A 15,241-nucleotide genomic window follows, 5' to 3' on the forward strand; every position below is an offset into this window, starting at 1 on the left:
GCGGCTACTTCACCTTTCCGGCGTCGATGTCGAGCGTGGGTGCGTCAGGTGCGTCCTTCGCGGGACCGACGCCGACCGGGATACCGACCTCGGGGTGGTGGAGGTCGAAGGCCGGGCGCTCCGAGCGGATGCGCGGTATGGAGACGAAGTTGTGACGCGGCGGAGGCGAGCTGGTCGCCCACTCGAGCGATCCACCGTACCCCCACGGGTCGTCCTCGGTGACTCGAGGAGCCTTCCGGATCGTGATGTACACGTTCAGGAAGAAGGGCAGCAGCGAGATGGCGAGGATGAACGAGCCCACGGTCGACAGCTGGTTCATCCAGGTGAAGCCGTCCTCAGGCGAGTACGTCGCGTAGCGGCGCGGGAACCCGATGACGCCCAACCAGTGCTGGATGAGGAACGTCGTGTGGAAGCCGATGAAGAGCAGCCAGAAGTGCCAGTAGCCGAGCTTCTCGTTGAGCATCTTGCCCGTCCACTTCGGCCACCAGAAGTAGAAGCCGGCGAACATGGCGAACACGACCGTGCCGAACACGACGTAGTGGAAGTGCGCCACGACGAAGTAGGAGTCGGAGACGTGGAAGTCGAGCGGCGGCGAAGCGAGGATGACACCGGTGAGTCCACCGAAGACGAAGGTGATCAGGAAGCCGATCGACCAGAGCATCGGGGTCTCGAAGGTCACCGAACCGCGCCACATCGTGCCCAGCCAGTTGAAGATCTTCACGCCGGTCGGAACCGCGATGAGCATCGTCATGAGGGCGAAGAACGGCAGGAGCACCGATCCGGTGACGTACATGTGGTGTGCCCACACCGTCACGGAGAGGGCCGCGATCGCGATCGTCGCGTAGATCAGGGTCTTGTAGCCGAAGATCGGCTTGCGGCTGAACACCGGGAAGATCTCGGACACGATGCCGAAGAACGGCAGCGCGATGATGTAGACCTCGGGGTGCCCGAAGAACCAGAACAGGTGCTGCCACAGGATGACGCCGCCGTTGGCCGCGTCGTAGATGTGGGCGTCGAACACGCGGTCCGCGGCAAGGCCGAAGAGGGCCGCCGCGAGCACCGGGAACGCCATCAGGACGAGGATGGACGTCACGAGGACGTTCCACGTGAAGATCGGCATGCGGAACATCGTCATGCCGGGGGCGCGCATCGTGATGATCGTGGTGATGAAGTTGACGCCACCGAGGATGGTGCCGAAGCCGCTGAGCGCCAGTCCGAGGACCCAGAGATTGCCTCCGAGCCCTGGCGAGAACGTCGTACTCGACAGTGGCGCATAGGCGAACCAGCCGAAGGCGGCGGCACCCTGCGGGGTGAGGAAGCCACCGACGGCGATGAGGCTACCGAAGGCGTAGAGCCAGAACGCGAAGGCGTTCAGTCGCGGGAAGGCGACGTCCGGTGCGCCGATCTGCAGCGGCATGAGCGCGTTCGCGAACCCTGCGAAGAGCGGCGTCGCGAACATGAGGAGCATGATCGTGCCGTGCATCGTGAAGAGCTGGTTGTACTGCTCCTTGGTCTCCACGATCGTGCCGCCGGGCTCGAAGAGCTGGGCGCGGATGATGAGCGCCATCACGCCGCCGAGGCAGAAGAAGATGAACGAGGCGATCAGGTACATGTACCCGATGGTCTTGTGGTCGGTGGAGGTGATCCACTTGACCAGGATGTTGCCCTTGCGCTCGACCGACGTGCGTCCGACGACGCTCGCCTGGCCTGCGGGAAGCGTGGTGGAGGTCATTCCCCGTCTCCGTGCTCTTCGAGACCTGCCGGCGCCTTGGTGCCGGGGAGGTTGCTGTTGCGGTCGTATGCCGTGCCGTAGTCGCCGATGTTGCCCGACTCGGCCAGGTCTTCGAGGTGCTTGTCGTACTCGGCCTGCGAGACGACCTTCACGTTGAAGAGCATGAGCGAGTGGTACTCGCCGCAGAGCTCGGCGCACTTGCCGGCGTACGTGCCCTCGCGCTCAGGGGTGAAGGACATGTAGTTCGTCTTGCCCGGGATCATGTCCTTCTTGTAGAGGAAGTCGATGACCCAGAAGGAGTGGATGACGTCGCGCGACTGCAGCGCGATCTTCACCGTCTTGCCGACGGGCAGGTAGAGCGTGGGGAGTGCGTCCTGGTCGATGACGCCACCGGGCTTCTCATCGGCCTGCACGCCTGCGGTCCAGACGTCCTGGCCGTCGACGGCCTCGTCGTACACGAAGTCCCACGCCCACTGCTTGGCGAAGACCTCGATGGCCACGTCGGGATCCTCGTACTGGGTCTCGATCGCGTTCTGGTCGCGCGCCGTGAAGGCGAAGAAGCCGAGCACCAGGATGAGCGGGACGATCGTGTAGAAGATCTCGATCGGCATGTTGTACCGCAGCTGGACCGGGAGACCGGTCTGCCCCTTGCGGCGTCGGTACACGATGACGGCCCAGATGATGAGCCCCCACGTGATGACGCCGACTGCGAGCAGCACCAGCCATGCCGTCACCCACAGGCCCGCGATGCGGTCCGTATGGTTCGTGACGGGAGATTCGCCCTCGACGAATCCCGGCAGGTAACCATGCAGTTCCGCCTGCGTACAACCCGCCAGGACTATGGCGAGTGTGGCTGCGACCGGAATGGCAGCCCATCTGAGACGACGAGTCGAGCGCACCTCTGAAACCTTTCGAATACACACCTGTGGATCGCCCCCCAGTCTAGTGGGGATGGGCGGTGAACGCCGGACCATTCGCGTCCGCGGTGCGGGATCGTGACCGGAATGACGAAGGGGAAACCACCCGGGACCGGGCAATTTCCCCTTCAGGAAGAATCTGGCTCAGTGGAAGCTGTCGCCGCAGGCGCAGCTGCCCTCGGCGTTGGGGTTGTCGATGGTGAACCCCTGCTTCTGGATGGTGTCCTCGAAGTCGATCTTGGCGCCGTCGAGGTAGGGGACGCTCATCTTGTCGACGATGACCTCGACGCCGTCGAAGTCGACCGTGGCGTCGCCGTCGAGCATGCGCTCGTCGAAGTACAGCTGGTAGATGAGGCCCGAGCATCCACCCGGCTGCACGGCCACGCGGAGACGGAGGTCGTCGCGACCCTCCTGCTCGAGGAGGCTCTTGACCTTCTGCGCCGCCGTGTCGGACAGGCCGACGCCGTGAGCCGCGTCGATCTTGGTCTCGGTCAGGATGGTGTCGCTCATGATGCTCCTCGCGAGGTCTGGCGGCGCCGGGTCGACGCCTGTGTGAGATTCTACCGCCTGCCGCGACGGACGCACCCCTGGAAGTGCGGCGGCGCGTCCGTCGCGTCTACGCGTCCGAGGACGGACGGGGTGCGGCCGCCAGGCGAGCGAGGAGCACCGCCTCTGTGAGGATCGCCTTCTGGAAGACGCCGAGGTGCAGCGACTCGTTCGGGCTGTGGGCGCGCGAGTGCGGGTCCTCGACACCGGTGACGAGGATCTGGGCGTCCGGGAAGACCCGGACGAGGTCGGCGATGAACGGGATCGATCCGCCGACACCCGTCTCCACGGGCTCGACCTCCCAGGCGTCGGCCATGGCGCGCTTCGCCTCGGCGACGGCCCAACCGCTCGTGTCCACGAGGAACGGGCTCCCCTGGTCGACCTCGTCGATCGTCAGCTGCGCGCCGAACGGGCTGTTGGCGAGGAGGTGGGCCTCGAGTGCACGGTAGGCCTCGGCCGGATCCTGCCCGGGGGCGATCCGCGCACTGATGCGAACCGACACCTCCGGGATGAGCGTGTTCGAGGCGTTGGCCACCGACGGTGCGTCGATGCCCGTGACGGTGATCGCGGGCTGCGACCAGATCCGGCTGAGGATCGAGCCGCGTCCGATCGGCGTGACCCCCTCGGACAGACCTGACTCGGCGCGGAGCTGCGCCTCGTCGAACTCCGGGGTGACGGCGTCGTGCGAGGTGAGTCCGGCGACCGCCACCGAACCGTCCGCGTCCCACAGTGTCGCGAGCAGGGTGACCGCGGCCAGCATCGCGTCCGGCACCGCTCCCCCGAGCATCCCGGAGTGGGAGGCGTGGTCGAGGGTCTTCACGCGCAGCCGGAACGTGACGTTGCCGCGCAGACCGATCGTCAGCGCCGGCGTCCGCTCGTCCCAGTTGTCGCTGTCGGCGACGACGATCACGTCCGCAGCGAGGGTGTCGCGGTGCTCCTCCAGGAAGGAACCGAAGGACCGCGAGCCGAACTCCTCCTCGCCCTCGATGAACAGCACGATACCGAGGTCGAGGTCGGAACCGAGGACCTCGGTGACGGCTCGGATCGCGGCGATGTGGGACATGACGCCGGCCTTGTCGTCAGCCGCGCCCCGTCCGTAGATGCGGCCGTCACGGACGGTCGGCTCGAACGGCGGCGAGTCCCACTTGTCGTCGCTTCCGGGGGGCTGGACGTCGTGGTGCGCGTAGAGCAGCACGGTCGGTCGGCCGTTCCGTGGTTCGCGGCGGGCCAGCACGGCGGGCTGCCCGAGCTCCGCTCCGCCGTCAATGGCGGACCGCCGCACCGAGACCTCGTCGAAGACACCGAGACCGCGTGCGAGCTCCGCGACCGCCTCGGCACTCCGCGTCACCTCGGCCGCGTCGAACGCCGACCACGACACCGAGGGGATACGGACGAGCGCCGACAGATCGGCTATCGACGACGGCAACGCACCGGCGACGGATTCGCGCAGCCGATCGAGGACTTCCTGGTCGTTGCGTGGGTCTTGGGTCGATTCCGTCGTGGTACCTGTCGTCATGCGAGTAATCTTAAGGGAATCCCCGAATCAAGGACGTTCCATCGTGGCCAAACAGCAGAGCACCCCGGCATCAGAGCCGATCGTCGAGACCGCAGCGCAGACGGCTGAGCGCCTCGCCCGCGGCGCCAAGGAGGCGAAGGGTCGACCGACCCCGTCCCGGGCGGAACGCGAGGCGCAGAACAAGCGTCCACTCGTCCCCTCCGACCGCAAGGAGGCCTCGAAGGCGGCGAAGGCGCAGCAGGCCGAGGCACGGCGGCGGGCGCAGGCCGGCATGGCCGCCGGCGACGACAAGTTCCTCCCGGCACGCGAGCGCGGCCCGCAGAAGAAGTTCGTCCGCGACTACGTCGACGCCCGGTTCAACATCGGTGAGTTCATGATCCCGGTGATGTTCCTCGTGATCATCCTGACGTTCATGCCGGTGCCCGAGATCCAGGTCTACGGCATGCTCACCCTCTGGGTGTTCTTCATCATCGCGATCGCCGACTGCTTCTTCCTCGGCTTCCGCGTCCGGAAGGCGCTGCGGGCGAAGTTCGGGCAGGACGAGCGAGGCGTGCGCTGGTACGCCGCCATGCGCGCGCTGCAGCTGCGCCCGCTCCGTCTGCCGAAGCCGCAGGTCAAGCGCGGTCAGTTCCCCAACAAGTAGTCCCGCGAAACCGAACGCCCGCCGGTCCAAGACCGGCGGGCGTTCGTCGTCGATTGCGGGTGGTGCCGCTCAGCGGGCGTTCCGAGCCAGTCGGTCGAGCCCGCGGTTGATGTGCCTCGCCCAGAGCGGCCCGCGGTAGAGGAACGCCGTGTAGCCCTGCACCAGGGTTGCTCCCGCGTCCAAGCGCTCCTGGACGTCTTCGGCGGTGTCGACGCCTCCGACCGAGATGACGCACAACTCCGGGGGCACGATGGCCCGGATGCGCCGCAGGACGACGAGCGAGCGGGCGGCCAGCGGTGCTCCGGACAGTCCACCGGCCCCGGCCGCCTCGACGATGGCGGGATCGGTGGTCAGTCCGTCGCGCGAGATGGTCGTGTTCGTCGCGATGACGCCGTCCAGGCCGAGTTCCACGACCAGCTCTGCGATGCGGTCGACCTCCGCATCGCTGAGGTCGGGTGCGATCTTGACGAGCAACGGCGTCGAACCGGCGGCGGCACGGACGGCCTCGAGCAGCGGCGCGAGCTGGTCGAGCTCCTGGAGGCCTCGGAGTCCCGGGGTGTTCGGCGAGCTGACGTTGACCACGAGGTAGTCGGCCACGGGCGCGAGGAGCGTCGCGCTCCGGACGTAGTCGGCCGTGGCGTCGGCGACGTCCACGACACGGCTCTTGCCGATGTTCACGCCGAGGACGGGTCGGCGGCTCACCCGTGCGGTCCGTTCGAGCCGACGCCTGGCCTGGTCGGCTCCGCCGTTGTTGAAGCCCATGCGGTTGACGACCGCCCGATCGGCGATGAGTCGGAACAGTCGGGGCTTGGGATTGCCCGGCTGCGGGATCGCCGTGATCGTGCCCACCTCGACATGGCCGAACCCGAGGAGTCCGAGACCGAGGACGCCCTTGCCGTCCTTGTCGAAACCGGCGGCGACACCGAACGGGGTCTCGAACCGCAGCCCCAGCGTCTCCACCGACTGGTCGAGTCGCGGCAGCGTCCAGCGCCTGATGGCGGGGCCGAGGCCGGTCGCGGGAAGCGCGCGGATGACGTCGAAGGCCAGGTGGTGTGCGCGTTCGGGATCGAGCTTGGACAGCACCTGGGCGAAGAGGAAGCGGTACACGGCTCAGAGCTCCTCGGACGGCACGGGGGCGGCACCGGAAGCGTGCTCGACGCGGAGCAGCGCGATCGCGGACTCGAAGTCGTCGAGCGATTCGAAGGCCTGGTAGACACTGGCGAAGCGGAGGTACGCGACCTCGTCCAGCTCCCGCAACGGCGCGAGGATCGCCAGACCGATGTCGTTCGCGTCGATCTGCGACGCGCCGGTGGCGCGGATGGACTCCTCCACCCGCTGAGCCAGGACGGCGAGGTCCGAGTCCGTCACCGGGCGACCCTGGCAAGCCTTGCGGACACCGCTCACGACCTTCTCCCGGCTGAAGGGCTCAACCACGCCGGAACGCTTGATCACACCCAGACTCGAGGTCTCCATGGTGCTGAAGCGCCTCCCGCACTCAGGGCACTGCCGACGTCGGCGGATGGCGAGTCCGTCGTCGCTGGTGCGGGAGTCGATCACCCGGGAGTCAGGGTGGCGGCAGAACGGGCAGTACATCAGCGGGCTCCCTCGGGGGCGGTGGGGGCGGTGGTGTCGTCGGCCGCACGGATCTCGGCATCGACGAGCCCGAAGCGGGCCGTCACCGCCTCGCCGTGCGCCGGCAGGTCCTCCGAGCCCGAGAGGGCCACGATGTGGGCCGAGACCTCGCGGAGCGCCGGTTCGTCGTACCGGACGACCTGCTGCGGCCGGAGGAAGGTGAACGCTCCGAGGCCCGAGGAGAACCGCGCCTGGCCGCCCGTCGGGAGGACGTGGTTCGACCCGGCCAGGTAGTCTCCGAGGCTCACCGGGGTGTGATCGCCGAGGAAGATCGCGCCGGCGTTCGTGATGGAGCCGAGGAGCGACTCCGGGTCGCGCGTCTGCACCTCGAGGTGCTCCGGCCCGTACGCGTTGCTGAACGCCACGGCCGCCTCCAGGTCGTCGACGAGCACGATCGCCGACTGCGGTCCGCCCAGGGCCTCGACGACGCGCGATCCGTGACGCGTGCCTGCGGCGTACCGCTGCAGCCACTCCTCCACCGCGGTCGCGAGCGTCGCGCTGTCGGTGACGAGCAGCGATGCCGCCGCCTCGTCGTGTTCCGCCTGGCTCACGAGGTCGGCCGCGACGAGCCGGGCATCGGCGCCGGCGTCCGCGATGACCAGGATCTCGGTGGTCCCAGCCTCGGCATCGATCCCCACCTGCCCCTTCACGAGGCGCTTGGCGGCCGCCACGAAGATGTTGCCCGGGCCGGTCACGACGTCGACAGGATCGAGGGCGAGGTCGGGTACTCCGTAGGCGAACGCACCGATCGCTCCGGCACCACCCATGGCGTAGACCTCGGTCACCCCGAGCAGCCCGGCGGCGCCGAGGATCGTCGGGTGGACGCGCCCGCCGAACTCGCGCTGCGGGGGCGAAGCGAGCGCCACGGAACCGACGCCGGCCTCCTGGGCCGGCACGACGTTCATGACCACACTCGAGGGGTAGACGGCCTTCCCGCCCGGGACGTAGAGGCCGACGCGACCGACCGGGGCCCAGCGCTGCACGACGGTCGCGCCGTCGCCGAGTTCGGTCGTACGCTCCGGCGGGACCTGCGCTCTCGTGGCGGTCCGGACCCGGTCGATGGCCTCCACGAGCGCGGCGCGCACGGCCGGCTCGAGTGCCGTGACGGCGGCGTCGATCTCGGCCTGTGGGACGCGGATCCGCTCAGGGCGTCCCCCGTCGAACCGGTCCGCCTGCGCCGAGAGGGCCTCGGAACCGTCCGCTCGGACGTCGTCGATCAGCGTCTGAGCGGCATGCGCTGCCGCGGTGATGTCGACGACGGGACGGGGCAGCATGTCCAGGAGCTCGGTGCGGCTCGGCCGCACTCCCCTGAGGTCAATGGTGGTGATCATGGCCGTCACAGCCTATCGTCCGCAGCGGTCCGTCCCGGCTGCCGCCAGCGCCCCAGCGGGGTCAGCCGAGACAGTTCGGGCCGAGCAGGGACTTCAGCTCGCCGAAGAGTCCGGACGAGAGACTGACGCGATGGGGCAGCTCGAACACCCGCGCGATCTCGCCTCGGATGAGCTTCAACCGGACCTCGGTCGACCCGGCGTGCCGCGTCAGGACGTCGCTGAGCGTGGTCACCGTCTCGGTCGTCGCCCGGGCGTCCGCCATCGACAGCTGGAGCATGCGGTCGGCACCGGCCTCTGGCAGTTCGGGCGAGAAGATGCTGTACGCGTGGAGGTTCATCCCGTCGTCTCGGACACTGACCCGTCCGCGGACCACCACGATCGAGTCGCCGACGAGTTCGGAGGCGAACTCCTGATACGCCTTGCCCATGAACATGGCGGTCATCTCGCCGCCGAAGTCCTCGACCTGGATCATGCCGTACTGGTTGCCGGAGGCCTTGGCGATCCGATGCTGGACACTCGTGACGAGCCCCGAGATCACGACGGTCTCGCCGTCCATGCCCTCGGAGGTCATGAGGTCGGTGATGGTCGTCGTGGCGTGCTTCGCCAACTCGATCTCGAGTCCGGCCAGCGGGTGGTCCGAGACGTACAGCCCCAGCATCTCCCGCTCGAAGTTGAGCTTGTCGCGCTTGCTCCAGTCGGGACGCGCGGGGACGCTCGCGAGCGGCACCTCGCCGACCTCGGCGAACAGGCTGTCGAAGTCGAAGCCGATGCTCCCGGACGCCTCGGCACGCTTGTCCTTCACGACCGAGTCGACGGCGTCCTCGTGGATCTCGTAGAGCGCACGTCTGCTGTCGCCCATGGAGTCGAACGCGCCGGCCTTGATGAGCGACTCGATGGTCCGCTTGTTCGCCACCGGCAGCGGCACCTTGCGGAGGAAGTCGTGGAAGGAGGTGAACCGGCCCTCGCGCTCGCGTGCCTGCCGGATCAGCTCCACGACGTTCGAACCGACGTTGCGGACGGCACCCAGACCGAACCGGATGTCCTCCCCGACTGCGGCGAAGAACCCGATGGACTCGTTGACGTCGGGCGGCAGGACCTGGATCCCCATGCGGCGGCACTCGTTGAGGTAGAGCGCCATCTTGTCCTTGGAATCGCCGACACTCGTCAGCAGACCGGCCATGTACTCGGCCGGGTAGTGCGCCTTGAGGTACGCCGTCCAGTAGGAGATGACCCCGTAGGCGGCGGAGTGCGCTTTGTTGAAGGCGTAGTCCGAGAACGGGAGGAGGATCTCCCACAGCTTGTTGACGGCCTCCATCGAGAAGCCGTTCGCGACCATGCCGCCGGAGAAGCCCTCGAACTGCTTGTCCAGTTCGGACTTCTTCTTCTTGCCCATCGCACGACGGAGGATGTCGGCCTGTCCGAGGGAGAAGCCGGCGACCTTCTGCGCGATCGCCATCACCTGCTCCTGATAGATGATGAGGCCGTAGCTCGTCGACAGGATCTCGGAGAGCGGTTCCTCGAGCTGCGGATGGATCGGGGTGATCTCCTGCAGGCCGTTCTTCCGCAGCGCGTAGTTCGTGTGCGAGTTCGCGCCCATCGGCCCGGGCCGGTACAGGGCGATCAGCGCCGAGATGTCCTCGAAGTTGTCGGGCTTCATGAGGCGCAGCAGCGCGCGCATCGGTCCGCCGTCGAGTTGGAACACCCCGAGGGTGTCGCCTCGGGACAGGAGTTCGTAGGCGCCGCGGTCGTCGAGCTCGAGATCCTCGAGGACGAGGTCGAGATCGCGGTTGCTCTTGATGTTGTCGAGGGCGTCGTTGATGATCGTCAGGTTGCGCAACCCGAGGAAGTCCATCTTGATCAATCCGAGGGACTCGCACGCCGGGTAGTCGAACTGCGTGACGATCTGGCCGTCCTGCTCGCGCTTCATGATCGGGATGATGTCGATGAGCGGGTCGCTCGACATGATCACGCCGGCCGCGTGCACGCCCCACTGACGCTTCAGGTTCTCGATGCCGAGCGCGGTCTCGAAGACGGTCCGGGCCTCCGGGTCGGTGTCGAGGATGCCACGGAGGTCGACCGCCTCCTTGTACCGCGGGTGCTTGGTGTCGAGGATGCCCTCGAGCGGGATGTCCTTGCCCATGACCGCCGGCGGCATCGCCTTCGTCAGCTTGTCGCCCATGCCGAACGGGAAGCCGAGGACGCGCGACGAGTCCTTGAGCGCCTGCTTGGCCTTGATGGTGCCGTACGTGACGATCTGCGCGACGCGCTCGTCGCCGTACTTCTCGGTGACGTACTTGATGACCTCGCCGCGTCGGCGGTCGTCGAAGTCGACGTCGAAGTCGGGCATCGACACGCGGTCGGGGTTGAGGAACCGCTCGAAGATGAGCCCGTGGCGGAGTGGGTCGAGGTCGGTGATCTGCATCGCGTACGCCGCCATGGACCCCGCACCGGAACCACGACCGGGCCCGACGCGGATGCCGTTGCGCTTTGACCACTGGATGAAGTCGGCGACGACGAGGAAGTACCCGGGGAAACCCATCTGCACGATGACACGCGTCTCGTAGTTCGCCCGTTCCCGGACGTCGGCGGGGATCCCGTTCGGGTACCGCAGGTTCAGCCCGGTCTCGACCTCCTTGATGAACCAGCTCTCCTCGTTCTCGCCCTCCGGCACGGGGAACCGCGGCATGTAGTTGGCCGAGGTGTCGAAGGCGACGTCGCACCGCTCGGCGATCGCGAGGGTGTTGTCGCACGCCTCGGGGTACTCGCGGAACAGCCGGCGCATCTCATCCGCGGACTTCAGGTAGAACTCGTCGGCGTCGAACTTGAAGCGGTTCGGGTCGTTGAGCGTGGAACCGGACTGCACGCAGAGGAGGGCGGCGTGCGCTTTGGCGTCCGCGGCGTGCGTGTAGTGGAGGTCGTTCGTCGCGAGGAGCGGGAGACCGAGGTCTTTCGACAGCCTGATGAGATCGGCCATGATCCGGCGCTCGATCCCGAGCCCGTGGTCCATGATCTCGCAGAAGTAGTTCTCCGCGCCGAAGATGTCGCGGAAGTCCGCAGCGGCCTTGACCGCTTCGTCGTACTGGCCGAGACGGAGTCTCGTCTGCACCTCGCCGCTCGGGCAGCCGGTCGTCGCGATGAGACCGGCGCTGTACTGGCTCAGGATCTCCCGGTCCATGCGCGGCTTGAAGTAGTACCCCTCGATCGACGCCTTCGACGAGAGCCGGAAGAGGTTGTGCATCCCCTCGGTCGTCTCCGAGAGCAAGGTCATGTGCGTGTAGGCGCCGGCGCCGGAGACGTCGTCTCCCCCGCCGTCGCCCCACTTGATCCGCGTCCGGTCACCGCGCGCGGTCCCCGGGGTGATGTACGCCTCGGTCCCGATGATCGGCTTGATCCCGGCATCGGTCGCCGTGCGCCAGAAGTCGAAGGCGCCGAACATGTTGCCGTGGTCGGTCACGGCGACGGCGGGCATGCCCTGCTCGACCGCGGCCTGGATGAGCGGCTTCACGCGGGCTGCTCCGTCGAGCATCGAATACTCGCTGTGGACGTGCAGATGGACGAACGAATCGGTGGACGTGGGCACGGACGGCGCCTCCGGGGATCGTGCTGTGGGGTTCGGCGCGGACGCCGAGGTGGTCTGTGATCCAGCCTAACCGTCACCGCTGACGGTCGACTCCTGCGACGTCGTCACGCATGGCGACGGGAGGGCTGGGCGTCGGCTCAGTCGAGTTCGAGCACGGACAGGGCGTGCTGGAGGTCCGCCGGATAGGCAGCCTCGAACCGCACGAACTCCCCCGTGGCCGGGTGGGCGAACCCCAGCTTCGTGGCGTGGAGCCACTGGCGGGTGAGCCCCAGCCGCGCTGAGAGCGCAGCGTCGGCTCCGTACATCGTGTCGCCGACGCAGGGGTGCCGCTGGGCCGCCATGTGCACGCGGATCTGGTGGGTGCGGCCGGTCTCCAGGTGCACCTCGAGCAGCGAGGCGTACGGGAACGCCTCGAGCGTCTCGTAGTGGGTGATCGACGGCTTGCCGTCGGCGGTCACGGCGAACCGCCAGTCGTGACGCGGATGGCGGCCGATCGGTCCGTCGATGGTGCCCGCGAGTGGATCGGGGTGCCCCTGCACCACAGCGCGGTAGATCTTCTCGACCTCGCGGTCGTGGAAGGCCCGCTTGAGCCAGGTGTAGGCCCGCTCGGTCTTCGCGACGACCATGAGGCCGCTCGTCCCGGCGTCCAGCCGATGGACGATGCCCGCGCGCTCGGCGGCTCCGGAGGTCGAGATGCGGAAGCCCGCAGCCGCAAGGGCACCGAGCACCGTCGGTCCCTCCCAACCGACCGAGGGATGCGCCGCGACGCCCGCAGGCTTGTCGACGACGACGATCTCGTCGTCGTCGTGGACGATGCCGAGGTCGGGGACCGCGATCGGGACGATCACGGCCTCCCGTCGAGGCGTCCATTCGATCTCGAGCCAGGCGCCTCCGAGCAGGCGATCGGACTTGTCGACCGACTTCCCGTTCATGGCCACTCCGCCGGCCACGGCCACCTCGGCCGCATAGCTGCGCGAGAAGCCCAGGAGCTTGGCGAGTCCGGCGTCGACGCGCTCGCCGTCGAGTCCGTCGGGGACGTACAGACTGCGGGACTCGTTCACCGGCGACCTGCGTCCGGGCTCGCGTCGCCGGGCTCCGCGGGATCGAGGGGGTCCGTGTCTGCTGCAGCCTCACGGTCCTCCGCCTCCTGGGCTGCCCGCTCGCTCGCGCGCGTCGTGCGCGTGCCGTCTAGGTTGACGCCGAAGAGCGTCAGAAGGATGAACAGCGCCATGCTGACCACGATGCAGATGTCGGCGACGTTGTAGATCGCGGGGAGCATCCAGGGCGTCGAGATGAAGTCGACGACGTGGCCGAGGCCGAAGGACGGCTCGCGGAAGAGGCGGTCGGTCAGGTTGCCGAGCACGCCGCCGAGGAGCAGACCGAAGACGATCGCCCAGGCGCGCGAACGGATGCGGCGCGCGAACCAGACGATGACGACGACGACCACCGCGGCGAGGATCGAGAAGATCCAGGTGTAACCCGCCCCCAGCGAGAAGGCGGCACCCGAATTCTTGACGAAGTACAGGACCAGCGCCTGCCCGAAGACGGGGACGGACTCACCGACCGTCAGGTTGGTGGTGACGAGGAACTTCGTGAACTGATCGGCCGAATAGGCCACGACGGCAACCAGCGCCAGGACTGCGAGAGTCCTGGCGCTGGCCTTCGACGGTGATGCGGGAGACAACCGGGTGTCTGCGCTAGACCGCTGCGCTGTCGGCGGTGACGCCGGACTTCGCATCGGGAGCGGAGCTCGACGACGAGGCGTCGAGGTCCTTCAGCTGACCCTCGATGTAGCTGCGGAGCTGCGAGCGGTACTCACGCTCGAAGTTGCGCAGCTCGTCGATCTTGTGCTCCAGCACGGAGCGCTCCTGCTCGAGGATCTGCATCTGTGCGCGCTGCTTGGCCTCGGCCTCGGCGACGACACGTGCTGCGGTCGCGTGACCTTCGGCGATGAGTGCGTCGCGACGCTGAGCGCCCTCTGCGACGTGCTCGTCGTGCAGGCGGCGCGCCAGCTGCAGGAGGTTGTTGGAGCTCTCGGCCGTGTTGTCGGTCGACTCGGCGGCAGGAGCCGCCGCGGGTGCGACGACCGGAGCCGGTGCGGGAGCGGGCTCAGCCTTCGCGAGCGCGGCGGGAGCGGAGGAGCCGCCCTTCTGCAGCTCGGCGACCTTGGCCTCGGCCGCGGTCAGCTTCTGCTGGACCTCGTCCTTCTCCTGGATGAGGCGACGCAGTTCGACGACGACCTCGTCGAGGAAGTCGTCCACCTCGTCCTGGTCGTAGCCTTCGCGGAACTTGGTCTGCTGAAACCGCTTCTGGACCACGTCTTCGGGAGTGAGCGCCATAGCGAACCACCTTCACTGTCGAATCGAAAATCTGTGTACAACGCCCCCACGCTAGCAAAGTCTGACCCAGTGGGTGAGACATGTTGTCAGCGTCGGAGCTTCCCGTCAGGTGACGGGCGTTCTATCGTAGCCGCACAATCGTCGTGAACCCTGCGCGGGCATCGACGTCGGCGGCTACAGGAGCTGGACGAGCGTCATCGCGATGATGCAACACAGCATCGTCAGCGTCCAACCGAAGTCGAGCGCGACGGGACCGACCGCGACGCGCGGCAGGACGCGGCGGAAGAACCGGATCGGCGGGTCGGTTACCGTGAAACTCAGCTCGGCGAGGACCAGGCCGACGCCCGACGGTCGCCACTGCGGGCGGAGCACCCGAGCCAGGTCGAGGATGAACCGCGCCCAGAGGACGAAGAAGTACAGGAGCAGCGCGAGATAGAGGATCGTGCCGATCACGGAGATGAGAGAAGCCACCCCTCGATTATGACTGAGCGAAGAAGGTCGCCTCGGTCGCTTCCGGTGCACCCTGCCCGTTGTCGCCGGAAACGGCGACGTGTTCGGGCGAGAGCAGGAAGACCTTGCTCGTCACTCGCTCGATCTTCCCGTAGAGGCCCTGTGAGAGGCCACTGGCGAAGTCGATGAGGCGTCGGGCGTCGCCGTCGCTCATCTGGGAGAGGTTGATGATGACCGGCACACCGTCGCGGAAGCTCTCGGCGATGATCTGAGCGTCGCGGTACTGCTTGGGGTGCACCGTGAGGATCTCGTTGAGGTCGGAGCTCGGGGCGACCGGCTGACGGACCGGGACCGGCTTGCGCAGCGGGGTCACGGGAGCGGCCTTCTCGACGCGCTCGACCCGCTCTGCGCGCTCAGGACGTTCCGCCCGGCGAGGCTCGGCCTGCTGCGTGGGCTCGGCCTGGGCAGCGTGCTGCTGCTCGTACTCGAGATCATCGTCGGCGAGCCCGAGGTACACCATGGTCTTCTTCAGTGGGTTCGACATCGTTTCCTCCG

The 15,241-nt window shown here is 67.6% G+C and carries 14 protein-coding genes; 1 reads left to right on the forward strand and 13 read right to left on the reverse strand.

Features of this window, described 5'->3' with window-relative positions:
• Positions 1-4: 4 nt before the first annotated feature.
• From ctaD to A4X17_RS17785, 4 genes are all read right to left on the reverse strand, one after another.
• The gene (ctaD, locus tag A4X17_RS17770) at positions 5-1,732 is read right to left on the reverse strand and encodes a cytochrome c oxidase subunit I (protein ID WP_064296981.1); all 1,728 of its coding nucleotides are present in this window, start codon (positions 1,730-1,732) and stop codon (positions 5-7) included.
• Positions 1,729-2,631 (reverse strand): cytochrome c oxidase subunit II, encoded by a 903-nt coding sequence (gene coxB / locus A4X17_RS17775; protein WP_064296982.1) that lies wholly within the window; start codon positions 2,629-2,631, stop codon positions 1,729-1,731. The genes ctaD and coxB overlap by 4 nt, the downstream gene beginning before the upstream one ends.
• A gap of 162 nt (positions 2,632-2,793) precedes the next feature.
• On the reverse strand, positions 2,794-3,159 hold the full coding sequence (erpA, locus tag A4X17_RS17780) for an iron-sulfur cluster insertion protein ErpA (RefSeq protein WP_064296983.1): 366 nt from the start codon (positions 3,157-3,159) through the stop codon (positions 2,794-2,796).
• Positions 3,160-3,265: 106 nt separating this feature from the next.
• The gene (locus A4X17_RS17785) at positions 3,266-4,711 is read right to left on the reverse strand and encodes a dipeptidase (RefSeq protein WP_064296984.1); all 1,446 of its coding nucleotides are present in this window, start codon (positions 4,709-4,711) and stop codon (positions 3,266-3,268) included.
• 43 nt (positions 4,712-4,754) lie between these two features.
• Between A4X17_RS17785 and A4X17_RS17790 the strand changes: the two genes are divergently transcribed.
• On the forward strand, positions 4,755-5,354 hold the full coding sequence (locus tag A4X17_RS17790) for a DUF3043 domain-containing protein (RefSeq protein WP_064296985.1): 600 nt from the start codon (positions 4,755-4,757) through the stop codon (positions 5,352-5,354).
• Positions 5,355-5,423: 69 nt separating this feature from the next.
• On the opposite strand, the gene A4X17_RS17795 is transcribed toward A4X17_RS17790, so the two are convergent.
• From A4X17_RS17795 to A4X17_RS17835, 9 genes are all read right to left on the reverse strand, one after another.
• On the reverse strand, positions 5,424-6,461 hold the full coding sequence (locus A4X17_RS17795; protein WP_064296986.1) for a quinone-dependent dihydroorotate dehydrogenase: 1,038 nt from the start codon (positions 6,459-6,461) through the stop codon (positions 5,424-5,426).
• Between the two features lie 3 nt (positions 6,462-6,464).
• On the reverse strand, positions 6,465-6,947 hold the full coding sequence (nrdR, locus tag A4X17_RS17800; protein WP_064296987.1) for a transcriptional regulator NrdR: 483 nt from the start codon (positions 6,945-6,947) through the stop codon (positions 6,465-6,467).
• Positions 6,947-8,317 carry a histidinol dehydrogenase gene (gene hisD / locus A4X17_RS17805; protein ID WP_064297036.1) on the reverse strand — a complete coding sequence of 457 codons (1,371 nt, stop codon included), beginning with the start codon at positions 8,315-8,317 and terminating at the stop codon, positions 6,947-6,949. The genes nrdR and hisD overlap by 1 nt, the downstream gene beginning before the upstream one ends.
• A gap of 61 nt (positions 8,318-8,378) precedes the next feature.
• Positions 8,379-11,843, reverse strand: a complete 3,465-nt coding sequence (dnaE, locus tag A4X17_RS17810) for a DNA polymerase III subunit alpha (RefSeq protein WP_064297037.1) — start codon at positions 11,841-11,843, stop codon at positions 8,379-8,381.
• A gap of 191 nt (positions 11,844-12,034) precedes the next feature.
• Positions 12,035-12,958 (reverse strand): RluA family pseudouridine synthase, encoded by a 924-nt coding sequence (locus A4X17_RS17815; RefSeq protein ID WP_064296988.1) that lies wholly within the window; start codon positions 12,956-12,958, stop codon positions 12,035-12,037.
• A complete protein-coding gene (gene lspA, locus A4X17_RS17820) occupies positions 12,955-13,635 on the reverse strand; it encodes a signal peptidase II (protein ID WP_082916269.1) in 681 nt (226 codons plus the stop codon). The genes A4X17_RS17815 and lspA overlap by 4 nt, the downstream gene beginning before the upstream one ends.
• Positions 13,595-14,236 (reverse strand): DivIVA domain-containing protein, encoded by a 642-nt coding sequence (locus tag A4X17_RS17825; protein ID WP_064296990.1) that lies wholly within the window; start codon positions 14,234-14,236, stop codon positions 13,595-13,597. The genes lspA and A4X17_RS17825 overlap by 41 nt, the downstream gene beginning before the upstream one ends.
• A 174-nt stretch (positions 14,237-14,410) precedes the next feature.
• The gene (locus tag A4X17_RS17830; protein WP_064296991.1) at positions 14,411-14,707 is read right to left on the reverse strand and encodes a YggT family protein; all 297 of its coding nucleotides are present in this window, start codon (positions 14,705-14,707) and stop codon (positions 14,411-14,413) included.
• 7 nt (positions 14,708-14,714) lie between these two features.
• Complete coding sequence (locus A4X17_RS17835) at positions 14,715-15,230, reverse strand: cell division protein SepF (protein ID WP_064296992.1); 516 nt, start codon at positions 15,228-15,230, stop codon at positions 14,715-14,717.
• Positions 15,231-15,241: the final 11 nt, after the last annotated feature.

Source organism: Plantibacter sp. H53 (assembly GCF_001650455.1).
Lineage (GTDB): Bacteria > Actinomycetota > Actinomycetes > Actinomycetales > Microbacteriaceae > Plantibacter > Plantibacter flavus_A.

Coding starts and splice junctions, on each gene's coding strand:
- ctaD (WP_064296981.1), bottom strand. CDS start 1,732: ATGACCTCCACCACGCTTCCCGCAGGCCAGGCGAGCGTCGTCGGACGC.
- erpA (WP_064296983.1), bottom strand. CDS start 3,159: ATGAGCGACACCATCCTGACCGAGACCAAGATCGACGCGGCTCACGGC.
- A4X17_RS17785 (WP_064296984.1), bottom strand. CDS start 4,711: ATGACGACAGGTACCACGACGGAATCGACCCAAGACCCACGCAACGAC.
- nrdR (WP_064296987.1), bottom strand. CDS start 6,947: ATGTACTGCCCGTTCTGCCGCCACCCTGACTCCCGGGTGATCGACTCC.
- hisD (WP_064297036.1), bottom strand. CDS start 8,317: ATGATCACCACCATTGACCTCAGGGGAGTGCGGCCGAGCCGCACCGAG.
- dnaE (WP_064297037.1), bottom strand. CDS start 11,843: ATGCTCGACGGAGCAGCCCGCGTGAAGCCGCTCATCCAGGCCGCGGTC.
- lspA (WP_082916269.1), bottom strand. CDS start 13,635: ATGCGAAGTCCGGCGTCACCGCCGACAGCGCAGCGGTCTAGCGCAGAC.
- A4X17_RS17825 (WP_064296990.1), bottom strand. CDS start 14,236: ATGGCGCTCACTCCCGAAGACGTGGTCCAGAAGCGGTTTCAGCAGACC.
- A4X17_RS17835 (WP_064296992.1), bottom strand. CDS start 15,230: ATGTCGAACCCACTGAAGAAGACCATGGTGTACCTCGGGCTCGCCGAC.